Annotated in this window: 16 protein-coding genes and 1 tRNA gene; 14 read left to right on the top strand and 3 right to left on the bottom strand. The window is 54.0% G+C overall.

Annotated features, from left to right (window positions below; all coding sequences use genetic code 11):
• Positions 1 to 71 precede the first annotated feature (71 nt).
• From IV91_RS0101520 to IV91_RS0101510, 3 genes are all read left to right on the top strand, one after another.
• Complete coding sequence (locus IV91_RS0101520) at positions 72 to 2,321, top strand: heavy metal translocating P-type ATPase (protein ID WP_035416957.1); 2,250 nt, start codon at positions 72 to 74, stop codon at positions 2,319 to 2,321.
• Positions 2,322 to 2,388: 67 nt separating this feature from the next.
• Positions 2,389 to 3,759 (top strand): glycoside hydrolase family 1 protein, encoded by a 1,371-nt coding sequence (locus IV91_RS0101515; protein WP_200874301.1) that lies wholly within the window; start codon positions 2,389 to 2,391, stop codon positions 3,757 to 3,759.
• The gene (locus IV91_RS0101510) at positions 3,756 to 4,970 is read left to right on the top strand and encodes a sugar MFS transporter (RefSeq protein ID WP_035416956.1); all 1,215 of its coding nucleotides are present in this window, start codon (positions 3,756 to 3,758) and stop codon (positions 4,968 to 4,970) included. The genes IV91_RS0101515 and IV91_RS0101510 overlap by 4 nt, the downstream gene beginning before the upstream one ends.
• A 236-nt stretch (positions 4,971 to 5,206) precedes the next feature.
• Here IV91_RS0101510 and IV91_RS0101505 read toward each other — a convergent pair.
• Positions 5,207 to 5,282 (bottom strand) — tRNA-Ala (locus tag IV91_RS0101505).
• Between the two features lie 430 nt (positions 5,283 to 5,712).
• Here IV91_RS0101505 and IV91_RS0101500 point away from each other — a divergent pair.
• Positions 5,713 to 6,012: an H-NS histone family protein gene (locus tag IV91_RS0101500; protein ID WP_082783189.1), complete on the top strand. Its 300-nt coding sequence runs from the start codon at positions 5,713 to 5,715 to the stop codon at positions 6,010 to 6,012.
• Positions 6,013 to 6,059: 47 nt separating this feature from the next.
• Here IV91_RS0101500 and IV91_RS0101495 read toward each other — a convergent pair whose 3' ends face one another.
• Complete coding sequence (locus tag IV91_RS0101495; RefSeq protein WP_031595471.1) at positions 6,060 to 7,370, bottom strand: replication-associated recombination protein A; 1,311 nt, start codon at positions 7,368 to 7,370, stop codon at positions 6,060 to 6,062.
• A 218-nt stretch (positions 7,371 to 7,588) separates the two neighbouring features.
• Here IV91_RS0101495 and mutS point away from each other — a divergent pair, with 218 nt between their 5' ends.
• From mutS to IV91_RS0101480, 3 genes are all read left to right on the top strand, one after another.
• Positions 7,589 to 10,192 carry a DNA mismatch repair protein MutS gene (gene mutS, locus IV91_RS0101490; protein ID WP_031595470.1) on the top strand — a complete coding sequence of 868 codons (2,604 nt, stop codon included), beginning with the start codon at positions 7,589 to 7,591 and terminating at the stop codon, positions 10,190 to 10,192.
• A gap of 66 nt (positions 10,193 to 10,258) precedes the next feature.
• Positions 10,259 to 10,732: a peroxiredoxin gene (locus tag IV91_RS0101485; RefSeq protein ID WP_031595468.1), complete on the top strand. Its 474-nt coding sequence runs from the start codon at positions 10,259 to 10,261 to the stop codon at positions 10,730 to 10,732.
• Complete coding sequence (locus tag IV91_RS0101480) at positions 10,729 to 11,205, top strand: FKBP-type peptidyl-prolyl cis-trans isomerase (RefSeq protein WP_031595465.1); 477 nt, start codon at positions 10,729 to 10,731, stop codon at positions 11,203 to 11,205. The genes IV91_RS0101485 and IV91_RS0101480 overlap by 4 nt, the downstream gene beginning before the upstream one ends.
• Positions 11,206 to 11,209: 4 nt before the next feature.
• Here the strand turns inward: IV91_RS0101480 and IV91_RS0101475 are convergent, their stop codons facing one another.
• Positions 11,210 to 11,677 carry a hypothetical protein gene (locus IV91_RS0101475; RefSeq protein ID WP_031595463.1) on the bottom strand — a complete coding sequence of 156 codons (468 nt, stop codon included), beginning with the start codon at positions 11,675 to 11,677 and terminating at the stop codon, positions 11,210 to 11,212.
• Between the two features lie 213 nt (positions 11,678 to 11,890).
• Here IV91_RS0101475 and IV91_RS0101470 point away from each other — a divergent pair, with 213 nt between their 5' ends.
• The 7 genes from IV91_RS0101470 to rpsO all read left to right on the top strand — a co-directional run bounded on the left by IV91_RS0101470 (position 11,891) and on the right by rpsO (position 19,684).
• Positions 11,891 to 13,762 carry a sensor domain-containing diguanylate cyclase gene (locus IV91_RS0101470; protein WP_031595461.1) on the top strand — a complete coding sequence of 624 codons (1,872 nt, stop codon included), beginning with the start codon at positions 11,891 to 11,893 and terminating at the stop codon, positions 13,760 to 13,762.
• A 127-nt stretch (positions 13,763 to 13,889) separates the two neighbouring features.
• Positions 13,890 to 15,311, top strand: coding sequence for a form I ribulose bisphosphate carboxylase large subunit (locus IV91_RS0101465; protein WP_031595459.1), 1,422 nt, complete (start codon positions 13,890 to 13,892; stop codon positions 15,309 to 15,311).
• Between the two features lie 65 nt (positions 15,312 to 15,376).
• Positions 15,377 to 15,733: a ribulose bisphosphate carboxylase small subunit gene (locus tag IV91_RS0101460; protein ID WP_031595457.1), complete on the top strand. Its 357-nt coding sequence runs from the start codon at positions 15,377 to 15,379 to the stop codon at positions 15,731 to 15,733.
• Positions 15,734 to 15,858: 125 nt separating this feature from the next.
• Entirely contained in the window at positions 15,859 to 16,662 is an 804-nt protein-coding gene (locus IV91_RS0101455; protein ID WP_031595455.1) for a CbbQ/NirQ/NorQ/GpvN family protein, read from the top strand.
• Between the two features lie 14 nt (positions 16,663 to 16,676).
• Positions 16,677 to 19,001 carry a nitric oxide reductase activation protein NorD gene (locus tag IV91_RS0101450; protein WP_031595454.1) on the top strand — a complete coding sequence of 775 codons (2,325 nt, stop codon included), beginning with the start codon at positions 16,677 to 16,679 and terminating at the stop codon, positions 18,999 to 19,001.
• Positions 19,002 to 19,018: 17 nt separating this feature from the next.
• Positions 19,019 to 19,318: a hypothetical protein gene (locus IV91_RS0101445; protein WP_031595453.1), complete on the top strand. Its 300-nt coding sequence runs from the start codon at positions 19,019 to 19,021 to the stop codon at positions 19,316 to 19,318.
• A gap of 96 nt (positions 19,319 to 19,414) precedes the next feature.
• Entirely contained in the window at positions 19,415 to 19,684 is a 270-nt protein-coding gene (gene rpsO / locus IV91_RS0101440) for a 30S ribosomal protein S15 (protein WP_031595451.1), read from the top strand.
• The last annotated feature ends 78 nt before the right edge of the window (positions 19,685 to 19,762 follow it).

Raw genomic sequence — 19,762 nt, 5'->3', positions numbered from 1 at the left:
CCCGGGAAACCCCAATTACAACGTGCTTACACGCTTAGGGACGGGAGACTTCATTCATTGAAAGAGTCCCAATGGAAAAATTACAAACCACTACACTGAAAATCAAGGGGATGAGTTGCGCTTCCTGCGTAGGCCGCGTGGAAAAGGTTCTGGGCAAACTTGAGGGCGTCGTGGAGGTGGATGTGAATCTGGCCACGGAACGGGCACAGGTTCGTTATGTGCCGAATAGCGTTCAACCGGAAGATTTGACGGCAGCCGTGGCCAGAGCCGGCTACGAGGCGAGCGCGCTGGAAGAACAGGAAGAGTTGGACGACAGCGTTGAACGGGATGCTGCGTTACAGGCTCAGCAGCACGAAGTGACTGTGGCCTCCGTACTGGGTTTGTTCGTCCTGATCCTTTCCATGGGACCGGCCTTCGTTCCGGTGGTGGCTTATTGGCTTGAGGCTGTGAGCCCTTTTCCGGAATTTTGGGCCTGGGTGCAGGCGGTGTTGACGACCCTCGTCCTGTTTGGGCCGGGGAGACGGTTCTTTGGCCCCGGATTGAAGGCCTATCGTCACCTTTCCCCGGACATGAACTCGCTGGTCGCCACGGGTACCGGCGTAGCCTGGTTCTACAGCCTGTGGGTGCTGGGGTTCCCAGCATGGTTTCCCGAGGCTTCCCGCCATCTTTATTTCGACTCGTCTGCCGTGGTGGTGGCTGCCGTGTTGTGGGGGAAATATCTGGAATCCTTGGCCAAGGGACAAACTTCTCTGGCTCTGCGCAAACTCATCGGCCTGCAATCCAAGACCGCTTGTTTGATGGATGATCAGGGTCAGGAACGCGCCGTTCCCACCGCCCTGCTAAAGGTAGGCGATTGTCTCGTGATCCGACCGGGGGAGCGGATCACAGTGGATGGACTGGTAAAGGAAGGCCGTGCCTATGTGGACGAGTCGATGCTGACTGGGGAGCCTTTGCCGAAAATCAAAGGAGCGGGGGATCGGGTGACGGGGGGGACCGTGGATCTGGACGGACGACTACTCATCGAAGCAACTTCCGTGGGAAGAGATACCGTGCTGGCACAGATCGTGAAGTTGGTGGAAAGTGCGCAAACCGGGAAGCTTCCCATTCAGGGCTTGGCGGATCGTGTGGTACGCGTATTTACGCCGCTGGTCCTTTTGACGGCACTGGTTTCCTTTGTGGTCTGGATGGTGGTGCGAGATGATCTCAATCTGGCGCTGGTTTCTGCGGTGGCTGTGTTGGTGGTGGCTTGTCCTTGTGCCATGGGCTTGGCCACCCCGGCGGCCATCATGGTAGGCACCGGGCGTGCTGCCGAACTGGGGGTCTTGTTTCGCAAGGGCGAGGCCCTGGAGGCTCTTTCGCACATTGATATGGTGCTCTTCGACAAGACCGGGACTCTGACGGAAGGTCGACCGGTACTTGTCGGGGTGCATGGCCCGCAGCCCGATGAGGCCTTGCGACTGGCCGCCGCGTTGGAATCTGCCAGTGAACATCCCTTGAGTCGAACCATTGTAGACAGCGCGCGGCAACGAGGCATGAATCCGCCGGTGGTCGAAGGGTTTCGTGCCGTGCCCGGTTTCGGGGTCGAGGGGCAGGTGGGTGGTTCTCGGGTATGTGTGGGTGCTCGACGGTTTCTTGAGCAAGAGGGTATCCCTGTGGACGAAGATGCCATGAACGAGGCTACGGGGTTGGAAAATAACGGCTGTACGGTGGTGTTTGTGGCGGTGGACTTGCAATTGTTGGGCTTTCTTGCCCTTGCGGATCCGATCAAACCGGGTGCCCAGGAGGTTGTCCAGGCCTTGAAAGCGCGCGGCTTGAAGGTCGTCATGGTGACGGGTGATGCCCGTCGAACGGCAGCAGCCCTTGCAGACAAACTTCTCATTGAATTTCATGCGGAAATGTTGCCTCAGGATAAGGCACGTGTCGTTGTCGATTTGCAAAATCAGGGACACCGGGTGGGATTCGTGGGTGATGGCATCAATGATGCGCCCGCACTGGCCCATGCCTCGGTGGGTATTGCACTGGCCTCCGGCACGGATATTGCCATGGAAGCGGCAGATGTGACCCTGACGCGGGGGGATTTGCGTGCGGTGGTGACGGCCTTCGATGCAGCGCGACAGACGCTCGGAAACATACGCGGTAACTTGTTTTGGGCATTTTTCTATAACATTCTGCTCATCCCCATTGCAGCGGGGGTGGCTGTGCCCTTTGGCGTACATCTGAATCCGATGTTGGCCGGGGTGGCCATGGGGTTGTCCTCCGTTTTTGTTCTGGGGAACAGTTTGCGCCTCAAACGGATCTCTGCCTTTGAAGAGGCTTTGTAAATGGTTTTATCCGGAAGGGCCGGGTGTGTTGTAAATACTGGAAAAATTTTACCGTTTAGGAAGATACGTGGAATACACCGAATTGAATGAATGGCAATGTAAACGACGTCAAATGTTGTTGGCTGGTGGGGCGGCTCTGACCGGTTCTCTGTGGCCAAAGGTCAGTTTGGCCGAGTTGGGTGAAGAATTTCCTCACGGGTTTCTATGGGGTGCGGCTACGGCGGGACATCAGGTGGAAGGCGGCAATATCAACAGCGATTCGTGGTTGCTGGAAAATATGCAGCCAACCCTGTTTGATGAGCCCTCGGGCGATGCTTGCGATCATTACAATCGTTTCGATCAGGATATTTCCATGTTGTCTGATCTGGGGCTCAACACCTTTCGGTTTTCCATCGAATGGTCGCGGGTCGAGCCTGAAGCCGGACAATTTTCGCGGGCGCAGATCGATCATTATCGGCGTGTTCTGGAATCCTGTCAGCGTTACGGGGTGCGCTCCATGGTAACGTTCAACCATTTCACGACGCCTCGTTGGTTTGCCGGGCTGGGGGGATGGGAAAACCCGGAATCGAGTTGGCTCTTTGCGCGGTATTGTGATTGGGTGACGCGTCATCTGGGCGAATGGATGAATTATGCCACCACCCTCAATGAACCTAATTTGACCCAGTTGCTGTTTTGCATTCCAGGGTATGAACTGACCAAATTAGGTACGATCAAAGACCAGGAAATTATTTGTAAAGCCGGGACCCGAGTGGGCACGGGACGCTTTTCTTCGTGGATTTTCGGGGACCTGGAGCAGGTTCACCAGGGCTTGCTCCAGGCCCATCAGGCGGGGTACGAAGCCATCAAGGCGGTACGCCCAGAATTGCCGGTTGGTGTCTCCATTGCCATGGAAGATGACCAGCCCGTGGGGCCGGGAGCGATGGCGATGCTGGAACGCAAGCGCCGTCTCTCTTACCTGCCCTGGTTTGAAATGGTGCAAAAGCACGGTGATTTTTTGGGGGTACAGGCCTATTCCCGGGCGCGTATTGGCGCGCGTGGCCGGTTACCGCCCCAGGCAGGGTATCCACTCACCGATATGGGGTATGAGTTCTATCCTGAAGCCGTGGAGGGTGTTATCCGGTATACCCATGGGCATGTAAAGATTCCGCTGTATGTCACTGAAAATGGCGTGGCCACCATGGATGATACGCGGCGGGTTGATTACATCCGCCGGGCAGTTTCAGGCGTGGCCCGTTGTCTGGCTGCGGGGATCGATGTGCGAGGTTATATTCACTGGTCCCTGTTGGATAACTTTGAATGGCTGGATGGTTATCGCCCACATTTTGGATTGGTGGCCGTGGATCATAGAACCTTTCAACGGCACATCAAACCCAGCGCGACCTATTTAGGCGAGATTGCCCGGCAGAACCGGGTTTTGGTGGTACCCCGCTCCGCGTGAAATCCGCTTCGCATCACAAGGGTTGGTCGTATTGGATGAAGGCGGTGGTTGCCGTTTTTTTTTGCTGGGGGATGAGTACCGTACTGATCGATTCCCTGGTACCCAAACTCAAGGTTCTGTTTTCCTTGGGGTACGCGGAAGTATTATTGACTCAGTTCAGTTTCTTCATTGGCTATCTGGTGTTTTCGGTTCCTGCAGGGCAAATTCTGGCGCGGTTGGGCTATGCGCGCAGCATTGCTTTGGGATTGGCGGCTGCGGTCTCGGGATGTCTGCTTTTCATCCCGGCCACCGAGTTTCGTGAATTCCCATGGTTTTTAGGAGCGCTTTTCGTCTTGTCGGCGGGGATCACCCTGCTTCAAGTCAGCGTCAATCCTCTGGTCATGGAACTGGGGGACTCGGGCCTTGCTCACAGTCGTCTGACGTTGGCTCAAGCCTTCAATTCCCTCGGTACGACCTTAGGTCCCTTGATTGGCGCGGCAGTGATTCTTCGGCATGCAACTTTCGAGAACATGGACCCGATGCGCTGGCCTTTCCTGGGGATTGCCGTTATTTTTGGTGCGTTGTCCCTGATGTTCTGGAAGGGGCAGCATTCGCCGGATCTTCCGGTTTTGCGAGAATCCCCCCGTGGGGTGGATTGGCAACTCTTCAAAAAGCCTCGTTTTGCCTTTGGTTGGAGTGCCCTATTTGTCTATGTGGGTGCCGAAGTAACTCTAGGGAGTTTGATGACCAGTTATTTGATACAACCCCAGGTATTGGGCGTCAGTGCTCCTGTGGCGGGAAGTTTGGTCAGTCTTTATTGGGGAGGGGCCATGATGGGGCGTTTTATGGGTTCCTGGGTACTCTCCCGCTTGCCGGCGCACCAGGTCTTGGGAGGTTGTGCTCTGGGAGCGGCGACCCTGGTCCTGATCTCCTCTTTAAGTCACGGGCATCTTGCAGCGGGGGCCCTGATTTCCGTAGGGCTGTGTAACTCGATCATGTTTCCGGTCATCTTTTCGTTGACCCTGGAAGATCTGGGCGGTGATACACCCCAGGGTTCGGGATTGTTGTGCATGGCCATTGTGGGGGGTGCGCTGATTCCTTTGCTGACGGGGGCCCTGGCTGATACATGGGGGTTGGCCCGTGCTTTTGGGGTCCCTGTGCTTTGTTATTTCCTCATTGCCTCCTTTGCCTTTTTACAAAAGAGAATGGTCCGGTGTGAGCATCATCCTTAGGCGCCGAATTCCATGCGGTTTCGCTTGCAGGGTATTGGTCTGTAACGGTAAACGGAAACTGACGCTTGACCTTTGTGATGGAATATGGAAAAGGCAGTGTTCGGTAGTCCGTTTCTTCGCATATCCTGTACTGAATACCGGATCATTCCGAATCACCCAGGCACTTTCATTTGAGGTGGATGGGGTGATGGGCGGCCAAAAAAAACGGCCATAAAGGCCCGTGTTTATTGATGTAATGGTGGAGGTAAGCGGGATCGAACCGCTGACCTCTTGCATGCCATGCAAGCGCTCTCCCAGCTGAGCTATACCCCCCAAAAGAATCCGTGCATCATACAGGGTTCGAGGGGGGCATGCAAGTGACATGGGAGCCGGGAAAAGGTTCTCAGGGCGTTATCGGTGGATTGTCAGTGGGTGAAAGGGGTAATTCGGCGGTACTAGGTGTCCTCTCCGTAGTCGAATTGTATGGGGTAAAAATTTATTGATTTTGGAGTTTTAAATATCTGTTCCCAAGGTTGTTTGGTGTGAACTGGTTTGGCAAAAGTGAAATAGAGACGATGGTTATGATTTATTGAAAATGATTGCTTTTGAAATTCATCAATAAAACTTGCTTTTTCATTTTGTTTCAATTTTGTTTTGTGATTTGGTATACTGATTGCCAATCCGGTGGTTACGGAATTTTATTGGTAATTCGGATTTGGTACTTTCAAAAGTGCCTTAAGTTTCGCTTAACAAAAGGAATGTGATGATGGCAACTTATGAAGAATTGATGGCTCAGGCAGAGGAATTGAAACAACAGGCTAACGCCGTGCGGCAACAGGAAAAGCAGGGTGTGATTGCAGAGATTCGGGAAAAAGTGGCGCGCTATGGCATCACCGCCAAGGAATTGGGTTTGGTGGGAACCCGAGTCGCGGCACGCTCTGCTGGACCCGGCGTTCGTTATCGGGGTCCTAATGGGGAAATCTGGAATGGCAAGGGACGTCGTCCAGATTGGCTTAAACAGGCCACCAGCGCAGGGCGTAATAAGTCCGATTTCGCGATCTGATTGCCCGCATCCCTTGCTTGAAAAGGCACACAGGTCAAGGCGGAGGTTTACTTTGCCTTGACCTTGGATTGATCGTCCAGGTTTTTCAGGAAATCCATTTTTTCGGCAATCTTGATTTCCAGTCCGCGGGGTACGGGACGGTACCATTGAGGCGGTTTCATGCCTGCAGGTAAGTAGGTTTCTCCTGCAGCATAGGCATGGGGTTCATTGTGGGCGTAACGATAAGTTTGCCCATGACCTATTTCTTTCATCAAGCGGGTTGGAGCATTGCGCAGATGAATGGGAACTTCACGACTCTTGTCCTGCTTGACGAATGCACACGCTTGGTTGTAGGCCATGTAGCCGGCATTGCTCTTGGCAGCGACGGCAAGGTAAATGACTGCTTGGCCTAATGCTAATTCACCTTCAGGACTACCCAGTCGTTCAAAGGTCAGGGCAGCATCGTTGGCAATCTGCAGGGCTCTTGGATCAGCCAAACCGATGTCTTCCCATGCCATCCGGATAATCCGCCGCGCCAGATAACGGGGATCGGCGCCCCCATCCAGCATCCTGCACAACCAGTAGAGCGCTGCATCAGGATTGGAGCCACGAACCGATTTGTGCAGGGCAGAAATCTGGTCATGGAAGTTGTCTCCACCCTTGTCAAACCTTCTGCTGTTCAGGGTAAGCGCGTTCCGGATGAAGTCGGCATCAATCGTGGTTACGCCCGCAGCACCGGCGGCCGTGTTGCATTGTTCGAGCAGATTCAGGAACCTTCGAGCATCACCATCGGCATAGCCAATGAGGGTGTCAACGGCCAAGTTATCAAATTGGAGATGGCCCAGTGCTTTTTCCTGGGCCCGTATCAGCAATTGTTTCAGTTCGTCTTCTGTCAGAGACGTCAGCACATAGACCTGAGCACGAGACAGAAGGGCTGAGTTCACTTCAAAGGATGGATTCTCGGTCGTTGCGCCAATGAAGGTGACCAGTCCGCTTTCGGCGTAGGGAAGCAGGGCATCTTGTTGGCTCTTGTTGAACCTGTGGATTTCATCAACAAACAGGAGGGTACGTTTGCCATGCGCCAGGTTCTCTTGAGCTTGTTCCATGGCTGCCCTGATGTCTTTTACCCCGGAGAACACGGCGGATAGAGCGATGAATTCACAATCAAAGGCCTGTGCAGTCAGTCTGGCCAGGGTGGTTTTACCTACCCCCGGCGGACCCCATAAAATCATTGAATGGGGTTTTCCTGATTGAAAAGCCAATTTCAATGGTTTGCCTTCACCCAGAAGATGGGACTGCCCAATGACTTCATCCAGTACCTTGGGCCGGAGGGCTTCAGCCAGTGGTGCAACAGGCGCTTGCGTGAACAAATCAGACATGGTTTTCCTCAACCAAACCTCGGGATTGCCCCATAAACTCTTCAAGAATTTGTGGGCGGAGCAATTCGAACAATAGGGTTGTGAGGTTCCGAGGCATGAGGGGGTTTCCGTGTCAGCGGAAAACTATATTAAGGGCCGAGAAACGGATGGAGCATGGATTATAATCCATTCCATTCAGGGTGGACGCCCTCCGATTCTTGCTACAGGTTCTCTCGCTCATGGATCTTTCAGCCCATACCCCGGTGATGCGTCAATATTTGGCTTTGAAGGCCCAACATCCGGAACGACTGGTTTTTTATCGGATGGGGGATTTTTACGAACTGTTCTATGAAGATGCGGAAAAAGCCGCACGCTTGCTGGATATTTCCCTGACCCGTCGCGGTATGTCAGCGGGCCAGCCGATTCCCATGGCGGGAGTTCCTTACCATGCAGCCGAAGGTTACCTGGCTCGTCTGGTGGAATTGGGGGAATCGGTGGCTATTTGTGAGCAGGTGGGAGATCCGGCCACCAGCAAAGGCCTGGTGGAGCGCCAGGTGATGCGCATCGTGACTCCGGGAACCGTGACGGAAGCCGCTCTATTGCCGGATCATCGTGATGCTCCTTTAGTGGCGCTGGCGCAACGGGCAGGGCAGGTGGGGGTGGCAGTTCTGACCTTGAGCAGTGGGCGCTTTCGGGTGCTGGAGGTTCCATTGCCGGATTTGATGTCCGAATTGGAGCGTATTCAGGCTCGGGAAGTACTCTGTCAAAGTGGAGAAGAGCCAGCGACCCGAGGTTGGGTGGTACAGGTGCTTCCTGCCTGGCATTTCGATGAAAACCGGGCGTTGCGCGATTTGACGCAGCATTTTGGCGTGCATGATCTGGCGGGGTTTGGTTCGGTGAGTCCGCTGATGTTACAAGCTGCGGGGGCCCTGTTTCACTATGTACAGCAGGCTCAAGGGATGCACCTGCCCCACATTGATCGCCTGGAAGTTCAGCAGACCAAAGATTGGGTGCATCTGGATGAAGTTACCCGACGCAACCTGGAAATTACGGAAACCTTGCGCGGGAGCGTAGCCCCTACCCTATATTCCTCGCTGGACACCTGCCGCAACTCCATGGGGCGACGTTTGCTGCGCCATTGGCTACACCATCCCCTGCGCGACCTGAATGTGATTCGGGCCCGCCAGGAGGGTATTCGACAACTCATTGGTCGAGGAGATGGGCATGGAGCCCAGCAACTGCAAAACCTTCTCAAGACCACGGGCGATGTGGAACGAGGAGTGGGAAGGATTGCCTTGGGCAGCGCGCGTCCTCGGGATTTGGTGGCTTTGCGCGAAACCCTGCAGGGGTTGCCTGATCTCGGAACCCTATTACAGGATCTGACGGACTCGGCTCGTCTGCGGGAATTATATGACGTTTTGCACCACTTTCCCGTTGAAGTAGTGACCCTGCTACAGCACTCCATTGCTTCAGAACCTGCCAATTTGATCCGGGAGGGGGGGGTCATTGCTCCGGGTTTTGATGCTGAACTGGATGAATTGCGCAGCATTCAGAATGATTGTGGTGCTTTTTTACAGGCCCTGGAGCAACAGGAAAGAGCGCGCACAGGCATTCCCACCCTGAAGGTGGAATATAACCGGGTACAGGGGTTTTATATTGAAGTGACCCATGTACACCGGGAGCGTATTCCCGATAACTACCAGCGCCGTCAGACCCTTAAGAATGCCGAGCGCTATCTCACGCCTGAACTCAAGGCGTTTGAAGAGCGTGCCCTGGCTGCGGGAGAGCGCGCCCTGGCTCGGGAGAAATGGCTTTATCAGCAAGTTTTGGAAACGTTGAGGCGGTTTCTCAAGGAACTCAAGATGCTGGCCTTGGCCATTGCCGAATTGGATGTATTGGCCTGTTTTGCGGAACGTGCAGTGGCGCTGAATCTGGCGGCCCCTGAGTTCTGTGGAGAGTTACGCATGGAGATCGAGGGAGGACGGCATCTGGTGGTGGAGCAGCAGGTGGATCGATTTGTGCCCAACGATACCCATTTGCACGAAGGGCGCCGCCTGCTTCTGATTACGGGTCCCAATATGGGCGGCAAGTCTACCTACATGCGGCAAATTGCCCTGATCGCCCTGCTGGCGCATACCGGAAGTTTTGTGCCGGCTCGACGCGCGCTTCTCGGCCCCTTGGATCAGATTTTTACCCGTATCGGGGCGGGTGATGATCTGGCCTCGGGGCGATCTACTTTTTTGGTGGAAATGTCAGAAGCGGCTTATATACTGCACCATGCGACCCCTGCCAGTCTGGTTTTAGTGGATGAAATAGGAAGGGGAACATCCACCTTTGACGGACTGGCACTGGCCCATGCCATAGCCCGTCATTTATTGGAAAAGAATCGTTGCGCCTGCCTGTTTGCAACGCATTATTTTGAGTTGACACATTTGGAACGGGAGGTGGCGGGGGTGGCTAATGTACATCTGGATGCAGTGGAACACCGTGACCGCATCGTGTTCTTGCATGCTCTGGAAGAAGGGGCAGCCAGCCGCAGTTACGGTCTCCAGGTGGCGGCTTTGGCGGGTATTCCCCGCCCCGTATTGCGCTGGGCACGGGAATTATTGGCCCGTCTGGAACAGCAACCGGGGCTACGACCGGCCCAGGACGACCTGTTCCAACGGGAGTGGAAACCCCTGCCGGAAGAGGAACAGGAGGAAAACCTCCGGAAACCGGAACCTCATCCGGCAATGGTGCGTCTTGCTGCATTGGAACCCGATCGATTGACGCCCCGTGAAGCGTTGGAAACCCTGTACGCTCTGGTGGCGCAGGTTCAATCGAATCCGCCGCCAGAGGGCTAAAGACAGGCCGGGTTTCTGCCTGCCGGGTAGATCAGGTAGAATGCATCCAGCAACGGGAGGTTCCACATGCTGAAAACTGGACAACTGGCCCCGGGTTTTGAGTTGCCCGATGCAGGGATGGAAATGGTTTCCCTTAAGGGCTACCTAGGGCAGTGGATCGTCGTGCTTTTTTTCTATGCGCGCGATGCGTTTCCTCAATGTCGTGAGGAAGCTATCGGTTTTAGTGATCGGGAAGAGGAATTTGATCGCTTTGGCGCCAAGGTGCTGGGCGTTTCCCAGGATGATGTGCTGTGCCATGCGGACTTTTGTGAGGCTCATGGCTTGAATGCCCGACTCCTGTCGGATGTGGAAGGGGAAGTTTGCCAACGTTACGATGTCCTGCGCGAAAAGGAGTTAGGCGGGCAGAAACGCTCCTGTGTCGATCGTATCACCTACATCATCGATCGTCAGGGTGTGGTTCGTTTTGCAGTAGCGGTGAACAACAACCGTGACCATGTGGTCGAAGTGTTGAATCTTGTCAAGGAACTTAATCGATCATGATTATCGCAAAGAATTCAGTCGTCACGCTCGCTTTTGTATTGCGGGACGATCAGGGGGTGTTGCTGGAAGAAAGCGACCCCACCATCAGTTACCTGCATGGGGGGTATGACGGCATTTTCCCTTCGGTGGAAGAAACGCTGGAGGGTCAGGAGGAAGGGTTTGCCTGTACGGTGACCATGACGCCGGACATGGCCTTTGGGGAGTACGACCCCACTTTGCGCAGAACGGAACCACGTTCACTGTTTCCCTCCCAGGTCAAGGTGGGGATGCAGTTTCAAGGCGAGGGGGAAGGAGAGCAGAACTGGCTGTTTGCGGTGACTGAAGTCACGGACGAAACAGTGACGCTGGACGGGAATCATCCGTTGGTTGGCAAGACGTTGGTGTTTGACTGTACGGTGAAAGGTGTGCGACGTGCCAGTGAAGAAGAACTGGAGCATGGTCATGTTCACGGGGAACATGACCATCACCATTGAAGAATCAGTTGGATTTTAGGTAGTCTGGCCATGGAGTACCCAGTTCGCTCTGGGTCAGACGTGGACTCTGGAACAGGGTCCACTTGCCGATCAGTCCTTTGGACCAGATTCCCAGAACCAGTTGACCATCGCGATACTCGCAACGGTAGGTGGCAGGGATCGTGGTCGTCCCTGTACCAAACGGGACTCCTGTGAGATCGGCATCAGTTTCGATAATGACGCCGTCCATTGTGCGCAGGATGCGCTCATGGATATTTTTGGCGGCATTACCCGGTGAGGCATTCAGCATGCTTACCGGACAGGCGGCTTGCATGGCTTCCAGTTCCAGGCCGGGTTTATTGGCGATCTCCCGTTGGGCAGGGTGCTCCAGTTTGAGTTCGTCGGGATAAGAGTCGTTGGCTTGAGCCATGAGCGGGGCTGCCATCAGCAAGGCCAGACCGACCAGCGCCGGGCGTAGGATAGGTGCGGACATAGGAGTTCTCCAGAACAGATCGTTATTAGAGGTTTCGGCGGGAGGGGGTGATGACCTGACCTGCCCTCCCATGAGGCGATTCTACTGCAATCCATGGGCAATCGTGCAACGAGACAAAGAAGATATGCAACTTTTCTCACTTGCGGTCATAATGACGCAGTCAATTTCTTCCCCGTTCCGCCTTAAAATGTGGGTTACAGGATGCCTCAGCATATGAATGATGAATCGGTGGTTCCAGATACCCTTGCCGAAGATTCCCTGTTGCTTCAGATTCGCGCATTGGGTCACCTGCCTTCTCCTTCCTCCACCGCCTTGCGCCTCTATGCATTGATCCAGTCGGAGGACGTGGATTTACACAAAGTGGCCGAAGTGATCAAAAGGGATGTGGCACTGACCGTACGTCTGATCCGCATGGCCAATCGTCCAGGCGGGACCCCCGGTCGTCCGGTGGCTTCCGTTGAAGAGGGGTTGATGCGCATCGGACTCAAAACAGTGGCGGGACTGGCTGTGGGCCTGTCGGTGATCGATGACGCAGTCGCCTCGAGTGCGCCGGATGCCAGCGCCTATCTGGCGCTGTGCCGTCATTCCCTGGCGGCGGCTGTGCTGGCAGAATGGATGTGTGACCGACCTGAAATCCCGGTCAGTGCGGCGGACCTTTTTACCTGTGCCCTGCTGGCACGGATCGGGCAATTGGCCCTATTGCGTTTCTACCCCGAGCCATACTCGGTTCTGCTTCGTTTGAATAAGAATACCCACGAACTGCTGGATGCGGAGCGGGAACAACTGGGTATCGATCATCAGGCGATCACTCTGGCGTTGTTGCAGGAATGGGGGTTTCCTGATCCGCTGACGGAGGCCATTCGAATTTCCGAAGCAGAACCTGAACTGCGGGTGGGCAATGACCGTAGTCACGTCATGGCACAAATTCTCAATTTTGCCTGGGAGGCCGCTCCTGCGTTGATCTCCCGGCACACCGAGAAGATCAACGGTTATTTGGAACATGGCTTGGCCCTTTTGGGTCAAAGCGTGTCGACAGAAGAGTTGCCCGGAATGGTTGAGGACATCATTGGGCATTGGCAGGAATGGGGTTCTCACACACCAGGACACGATAGTTCCAATAAAGATATTGCCCCGAATAGTGGAGAGGCGGAGTCAGTTACCACACGGCTTTTGCTCGTGGGAATCCCTTTGGCCATACGCCAGTCATGGGAATCGACCTTTGCCGGGCGAGGTTATGGCGTTTTGAACGTGGATTCCTGGGGGGCTGTGACGACCCAGATGACCAACGAATCGGTGGGGTTCCTGATTATTTGGCAGGATGAACCCCACATCTTGGGTGAACAAGAAAAAAGATTGTTTGAATCCTGGACTGGGGAAGAGCAACGGGCAATTGTGGTGCTGGTTCCCGAATTGAATGCCCCCTTTGCCCAGGAACTTTTGGAAATCGGCGCGGACATCGTACTGCCTTGCACGGTGTCAGCCCCTCTGCTGGGAGCTCAGTTAGCGCGTTTGGAGGGCAAGTTGGTGGTGGCGCGAAACCTCGAGGCGGAACGGTCTACGCACCGCAAATTGTTGTCCGAATTGGTATTGACGACGCGTAAATTGCATTTGCAGACTTTGACCGACCCGCTCACCGGGTTGGCCAACCGGCGTATGGCAGAGGCTTTTTTGAAACGTCACTGGTTCCAGGTGGAACGCCGAAACCTCCCTTTGGGTGTCTTGATCATCGATCTCGATGATTTCAAGCGAATCAATGACAAATTCGGGCACGATGCGGGTGATGCCGCCCTTCGGGCTTTTGCTACCGTCCTCAAGGAAAATGTTCGCCAGGAAGATTTGGCGGTTCGTTTGGGGGGGGATGAGTTTTTGGTGGTGTGTCCTTTGGCACAAGTCTCCAATCTGGAATATCTGCGCAAGCGTCTGATCGAAGTTGCCCGTCAGTTGACCCTGGAAACAGGTCCTTTATCATGTTCTATCGGGTTTGCCGAAAGCGATCGAAATACCATGAAATCCCCGTCTGAATTATTAAAGCAAGCGGATGAACATTTGATGCGATTGAAACGCAATCGTCCAGGTAAAGGGTAATTGCAAAAGGGTCGATAAGGTTTGGTGATTGTGGTGATTAGAATTATTTAATTTTTTTATACTTGATTTCCTATAAGATGTTTGTAGCAAGACCCCTGAGTAGTAGTTAACCTGATGGAGGAAAACCATGTCAGTGAAGAAATACAATGCTGGTGTGAAGGAATATCGCCAGACCTATTGGACCCCTGAATACACCCCTAAAGACACGGATTTATTGGCGTGTTTTAAAATCACCCCGCAGCCTGGAGTGGATCGCGAGGAAGTGGCCGCTGCCGTGGCCGCCGAGTCATCCACTGGAACCTGGACCACGGTGTGGACCGACCTCTTGACTGATCTGGATCACTACAAGGGGCGTGCCTATAAAATTGAAGATGTTCCTGGCGACGATACCTGTTATTACGCATTTGTGGCATACCCCATTGACCTTTTTGAAGAAGGGTCGGTGGTCAACGTGTTGACATCGTTGGTTGGTAATGTTTTTGGATTCAAGGCGTTGCGTGCTCTTCGATTGGAAGATGTGCGGTTCCCCATTGCTTATGTCATGACCTGTGGCGGCCCTCCCCATGGGATTCAGGTTGAACGGGATGTGATGAATAAATATGGTCGTCCCATGCTGGGTTGTACCATCAAGCCCAAATTGGGTCTGTCCGCCAAGAACTACGGCCGTGCGGTTTATGAATGCCTGCGTGGTGGTTTGGACTTCACCAAGGATGACGAAAATGTCAACTCCCAGCCTTTCATGCGCTGGAAGCAACGTTTCGACTTCGTCATGGAAGCCATTGAAAAGGCGGAGCGTGAAACCGGCGAGCGCAAGGGGCACTATCTGAACGTGACGGCGCCCACTCCGGAAGAAATGTACAAACGTGCGGAGTATGCCCGGGACATCGGCGCGCCTATCATCATGCACGATTATCTGACCGGCGGGTTGACGGCTAATACTGGACTGGCCAACTGGTGTCGGGATAATGGAGTGCTGTTGCACATTCACCGTGCCATGCACGCGGTGCTCGACCGTAATCCCCATCATGGAATTCACTTCCGTGTATTGACCAAGGTGCTGCGTCTGTCCGGCGGTGACCATCTCCACTCGGGTACCGTGGTGGGCAAGTTGGAAGGCGACCGTGAAGCCACCTTGGGCTGGATTGATATCATGCGTGACAGTTATATCAAGGAAGACCGCAAGCGCGGGATCTTCTTCGATCAGGACTGGGGTTCCATGCCTGGTGTGCTGCCAGTAGCCTCTGGTGGGATTCACGTCTGGCACATGCCGGCTCTCGTGACCATTTTCGGGGATGATTCCGTTCTGCAATTTGGTGGAGGAACCTTGGGTCATCCCTGGGGTAATGCAGCGGGTGCCGCAGCCAATCGCGTGGCACTGGAAGCCTGTGTGGAAGCCCGCAATCAGGGCATCGCCATCGAGAAGGAAGGCAAGGCTGTATTGACCAAGGCCGCCGAGCACAGTCCCGAACTGAAGATTGCCATGGAAACCTGGAAAGAAATCAAGTTTGAGTTCGATACCGTGGACAAACTGGACGTGGCCCACAAGTAATGGTGCCTGATGTCGTGCGGCTCTAGGGCCACACGACCCTGCAAACTAATTTGAGGAAAGAAGTCATGAGTGAAGTAATGGATTACAAGTCGCGCTTGAGCGACCCTGCCAGCCGTAAGTTTGAAACCTTTTCCTACTTGCCGGCCATGGGTGCGGACGAAATCCGCAAGCAGGTGGAGTATCTGGTCAAGAAGGGATGGAACCCGGCCATCGAACATATCGAGCCCGAGTACTTGATGGATTCTTACTGGTACATGTGGAAATTGCCGATGTTTGGCGAAACCGATGTGGAAAAAGTATTGGCCGAAGCCGAAGCCTGCCATAAGGCCAACCCTGACAATCATGTGCGCTTGATTGGCTATGACAATTTCAGTCAGTCTCAAGGTGCCTCCATGGTGATTTTCCGCGGCAAGACCGTGTAACGGGGGAAGTCCTCGCATCCGCCCCCGTGACCTCGACATCGAGGGCCGGGGGCTTTTTGTTGGCGGACCTCTTTCTGTCTGGTTAGGGAAGAGGCATGATCAAGGATCAGATAAGGAATCATTCCATGAGTGATATCATTTCGCAGTATCGAATTTCCACGGCTCCCTATTATCGTCCGGTGGCGGATGAAGTGGAACTGTTTCAGGCTGCCTATAGTGTGCGCATGCCCATGATGCTCAAAGGGCCGACGGGTTGTGGTAAAACCCGTTTCGTCGAGTACATGGCTTATACGTTGGGGAAGCCTCTGATTACCGTGGCTTGCAACGAAGACATGACGGCCTCGGATCTGGTGGGGCGATTCCTTCTGGATGCCCAGGGGACGCGCTGGCAGGACGGACCGCTTGCCATTGCCGCCCGGTATGGCGCCCTCTGTTATCTGGATGAAGTGGTGGAGGCGCGTCAGGATACCACGGTGGTGATTCACCCACTGACGGACAACCGGCGTGTACTCCCCTTGGAAAAGAAGGGCGAATTGATCAAGGCCCATTCCGACTTCCAGTTGGTGATTTCTTATAATCCCGGTTATCAAAGTTTGATGAAAGATCTCAAGCAGTCGACCAAACAGCGTTTTGGCGCGTTGGACTTCAATTATCCCGCTCACGAGGTTGAAACGGAGATCATTGCCCATGAAACTCGGGTGACTGTGGAGGTAGCCAGCAAATTGGTTTCCATTGCAGAACGGGCTCGTAATCTGAAAGGACACGGACTGGATGAAGGAATTTCCACCCGGATGCTGATCTATGCCGGAAGTTTGATTGTCGCTGGGGTGGATGCCAAAAATGCCTGCCGTGTGGCGCTGGTCCGTCCCATTACGGATGATCCAGACATGCGCGATGCCCTCGATGCGGCGGTTATGACCTTCTTTTAAGGAGTGGGCGGACCATGGCGATCCATCTCGAAGATTATCAGGAGTTACTGGCTGATTTGTCTCCAGCCTGCCAGCAAAGGTTGCGCGACGAGTGGCATGAGGCTACACGGGCACTTTCGGCCCGCGGCCTGGACAATTACCTCAAGGGAACAGCGGCCTTGCAACATCTGGGGCGTGGCAATGAACTGGTCCTGAGCTGGATTGAAGTGGCCCCCCAGGTGGCTCGGGCGGTGGGTGAGGAATGCCTGACAGATCTCGTACAGATTGCGCTGGGATTTTCATCCCGGACTTCTGGAACGGTGATCGAACGCTTGTTGGGGACGGCTCCCGTGGCGGCCAACCGACTGGGGGATGCCGACCTGTTTCAGGCGTATCTCCAGTTTCTTAACCATCTCCTGGGTCAGGCTCCCCGCGGGGTTCGACCCATGCTCGACAATCTGGAAGTCTTGCTGAACCAGTTGACTTTGGGTGGGTTACGCCGCTGGGCTACTTGGGGAGCCCATGCTCATCGCACCAACTATGAAGCGCAGATCGAGTATTTTGGATTGGTTTCCAAAGAATCACTGGCCATGTTGCAAAAGGAGCGCAAAGGGACACTCTTCATCGATATTCAGCGCCGGATCAATATGTATCTGCGCGCTCTGTGGGGGCGTGATTTCTTCATGCGTCCCACCTCCGGAGACTTTGAACGAAGGGAAGGATATAAACCTTACATCGAGAGTTATTTCTTTCATGTGCCCGATGCCTATGATGACCATGAGGGCATTTCCGGCCTCAGTTTATACCGGGCTGCGGCCGCCCATTGCGCCGCTCATTGGGTAGCGACCACGGCTCCGATTTCGGCAGAAAATCTGAACCCGTTGCAAATGGCCCTGATCGAGATCATTGAGGACGCACGCGTGGAAACCCTGGCCATTCGGCGTTTCCCTGGGTTGGCGCAATTGTGGGTTCAATGCCACCATACCCACGCGGGTCAGGGCGCAAGCGCTGGTGATTATTTCAATCGTCTGAGTCGGGCCCTGCTGGATTCGAACTATCAGGATCCCGACCCTTGGGTGGCGGAAGGACGACTCTTGTTTGCCCAAGCAGAAAACCTGAACGATCACCAACTTTCCTGGGATATTGGGGTTTCTCTGGCCCATACCTTCCGCACTAAAAATATTGCTTATAATCCACGTACAGATGGGCAGCGTCCTCTTTATCGGGATGACAATCGTTTCATTTGGGCTTTTGAAGGATTTGATTTCGAGGCAGCCCTGGCTGCAGGCTACGATCAACCTCGTCAGGTGCGGCGCAAGGTCAATTTGATGGAAATGGTCAATGAGATCGATACCGAACTGGCGGGAGATGATGCCCAGGAAATTTGGGTACTGGGTACGGAACTTTTTCCCTATGAGGATACGGGCGTCAGTTTCAATGAACAGGAAGGCAAGGAACCGGTCTCAGATCCATTTCATTATGCGGAATGGGATTATCAAATTCAACTTGAGCGGCCCTCCTGGGTGACGGTACTGGAGCGCCACCCCAAACGAGGGGATCTGGCACTCATCGAGGACATTACCTTTCGCAACAAGCGCCTGATTGCACGCATGAAGTTCATTCTGGATGCGATGCAACCCCAAGGAGTGACACGCTTGCGTAAATTGGAGGAAGGCGATGATATCGACCTGAATGCGGCCATTGCCAGCACCATTGACTTGCGTATGGGCATACAGCCCGAACCTCGCATCATGATGCGCAGTGTACGCAAGGTGCGTGACATTTCGGTCATGGTTTTGCTGGATCTGTCTGAGTCTACCAATGACAAAGTGGCGGGACAGGACTATTCGGTTCTCGACCTGACCCGTGAAGCCACTGTTCTCTTGGCCGATGCCATCCACAAGGTGGGAGATCCCTTTGCGATCCATGGATTTTGCTCCGATGGCCGGCATGGGGTGTCCTATTATCGTTTCAAGGATTTTGATCAGGATTATGATGATCTTCCCAAAGAACGGCTGGCGGGCATGAAGGGGCAGTTGTCCACGCGTATGGGAGCCGCTGTTCGTCATGCCGTACAGCATTTGAAGAGGCAACGTTCGGCTAAAAAGTTGTTACTGGTGCTGACAGATGGAGAGCCGGCTGATGTGGATGTGCGTGACCCACAGTATCTTCGTTACGACACAAAAAAGGCCGTGGAAGAGGCAGGACGGGCGGGGATCCTGACCTATTGCCTGAGCCTCGACCCACGGGCAGATCAGTATGTTTCACGGATTTTTGGTGCCAAGAATTTCCTGGTGGTGGATCAGGTGGCGCGATTGCCTGAGAAATTGCCTTTGCTTTATGCTGGGTTGACACGCTGAAATTCACAAGGATTACTATGGAACAACGTTACAAAGGCGTATACTCCGATCTCAATGGGGGGATGACCCATTTGGCTCAGATCATCAAGGATGCTTGGGTGTTTGGGTTGCTGCCGGAAGATCAGGATGGCACGGGTTGGACGAGTGGGCAAATCCAGCAACTCTATGACAAGGTATCGGAGGAGTGGGAGAAATATGGACACTTGCCCAGCCGTTTGACGCCCGAACTGCGTGACCGTCATCAAAGGATCTATGAGGCTTCGGTGAAACGGGCGCGCAAGAATGGCTGGAACCCTGAATTGGGAGAAGATGATTGATCGAGTCAAAAAAATATCTCCTGGTTGGCAGTATTGACTTAATTGTGTATAATCCTGTGTTTTTCGGACGAATTCCTACCGTATTTGGAGAATGACATGGCTGCAATCGCCGCTCATAAAGCGCAGATCATGAAGGACTTTCAGCGTACCCCTCAAGACACCGGCTCGACGGAAGTCCAGGTGGCACTGTTGACTCATCGCATCAATCATCTGACTGAGCACTTCAAGGCCCATGTCAAGGATCACCATTCCCGCCGTGGTTTGCTCAAGTTGGTCAGTCAGCGTCGCAGTTTGCTGGATTACTTCAAGCGCACCAATATGGATGGCTATCGCCAACTCATCGCCAGTTTGGGTTTGCGCAAGTAATATCCGGTGAAGAGGTTTTGGTACGAAATGCGGTGCGAGGTAATAGGCGCACCGCATTTTTGTTTCACAATACTGAAC

Source organism: Ferrovum myxofaciens, from assembly GCF_000735045.1.
Classification (GTDB): Bacteria; Pseudomonadota; Gammaproteobacteria; order Burkholderiales; family Ferrovaceae; genus Ferrovum; species Ferrovum myxofaciens.
Note: the sequence above shows the minus strand (reverse complement) of the source record. Positions and strands in the feature narration are given on the sequence as shown.

Coding starts and splice junctions, on each gene's coding strand:
- IV91_RS0101495 (WP_031595471.1), bottom strand. CDS start 7,370: ATGTCTGATTTGTTCACGCAAGCGCCTGTTGCACCACTGGCTGAAGCC.
- IV91_RS0101455 (WP_031595455.1), top strand. CDS start 15,859: ATGAGTGATATCATTTCGCAGTATCGAATTTCCACGGCTCCCTATTAT.
- IV91_RS0101460 (WP_031595457.1), top strand. CDS start 15,377: ATGAGTGAAGTAATGGATTACAAGTCGCGCTTGAGCGACCCTGCCAGC.
- IV91_RS0101445 (WP_031595453.1), top strand. CDS start 19,019: ATGGAACAACGTTACAAAGGCGTATACTCCGATCTCAATGGGGGGATG.
- IV91_RS0101450 (WP_031595454.1), top strand. CDS start 16,677: ATGGCGATCCATCTCGAAGATTATCAGGAGTTACTGGCTGATTTGTCT.
- IV91_RS0101475 (WP_031595463.1), bottom strand. CDS start 11,677: ATGTCCGCACCTATCCTACGCCCGGCGCTGGTCGGTCTGGCCTTGCTG.
- mutS (WP_031595470.1), top strand. CDS start 7,589: ATGGATCTTTCAGCCCATACCCCGGTGATGCGTCAATATTTGGCTTTG.
- IV91_RS0101470 (WP_031595461.1), top strand. CDS start 11,891: ATGAATGATGAATCGGTGGTTCCAGATACCCTTGCCGAAGATTCCCTG.
- IV91_RS0101480 (WP_031595465.1), top strand. CDS start 10,729: ATGATTATCGCAAAGAATTCAGTCGTCACGCTCGCTTTTGTATTGCGG.
- rpsO (WP_031595451.1), top strand. CDS start 19,415: ATGGCTGCAATCGCCGCTCATAAAGCGCAGATCATGAAGGACTTTCAG.
- IV91_RS0101485 (WP_031595468.1), top strand. CDS start 10,259: ATGCTGAAAACTGGACAACTGGCCCCGGGTTTTGAGTTGCCCGATGCA.
- IV91_RS0101520 (WP_035416957.1), top strand. CDS start 72: ATGGAAAAATTACAAACCACTACACTGAAAATCAAGGGGATGAGTTGC.
- IV91_RS0101465 (WP_031595459.1), top strand. CDS start 13,890: ATGTCAGTGAAGAAATACAATGCTGGTGTGAAGGAATATCGCCAGACC.
- IV91_RS0101500 (WP_082783189.1), top strand. CDS start 5,713: ATGATGGCAACTTATGAAGAATTGATGGCTCAGGCAGAGGAATTGAAA.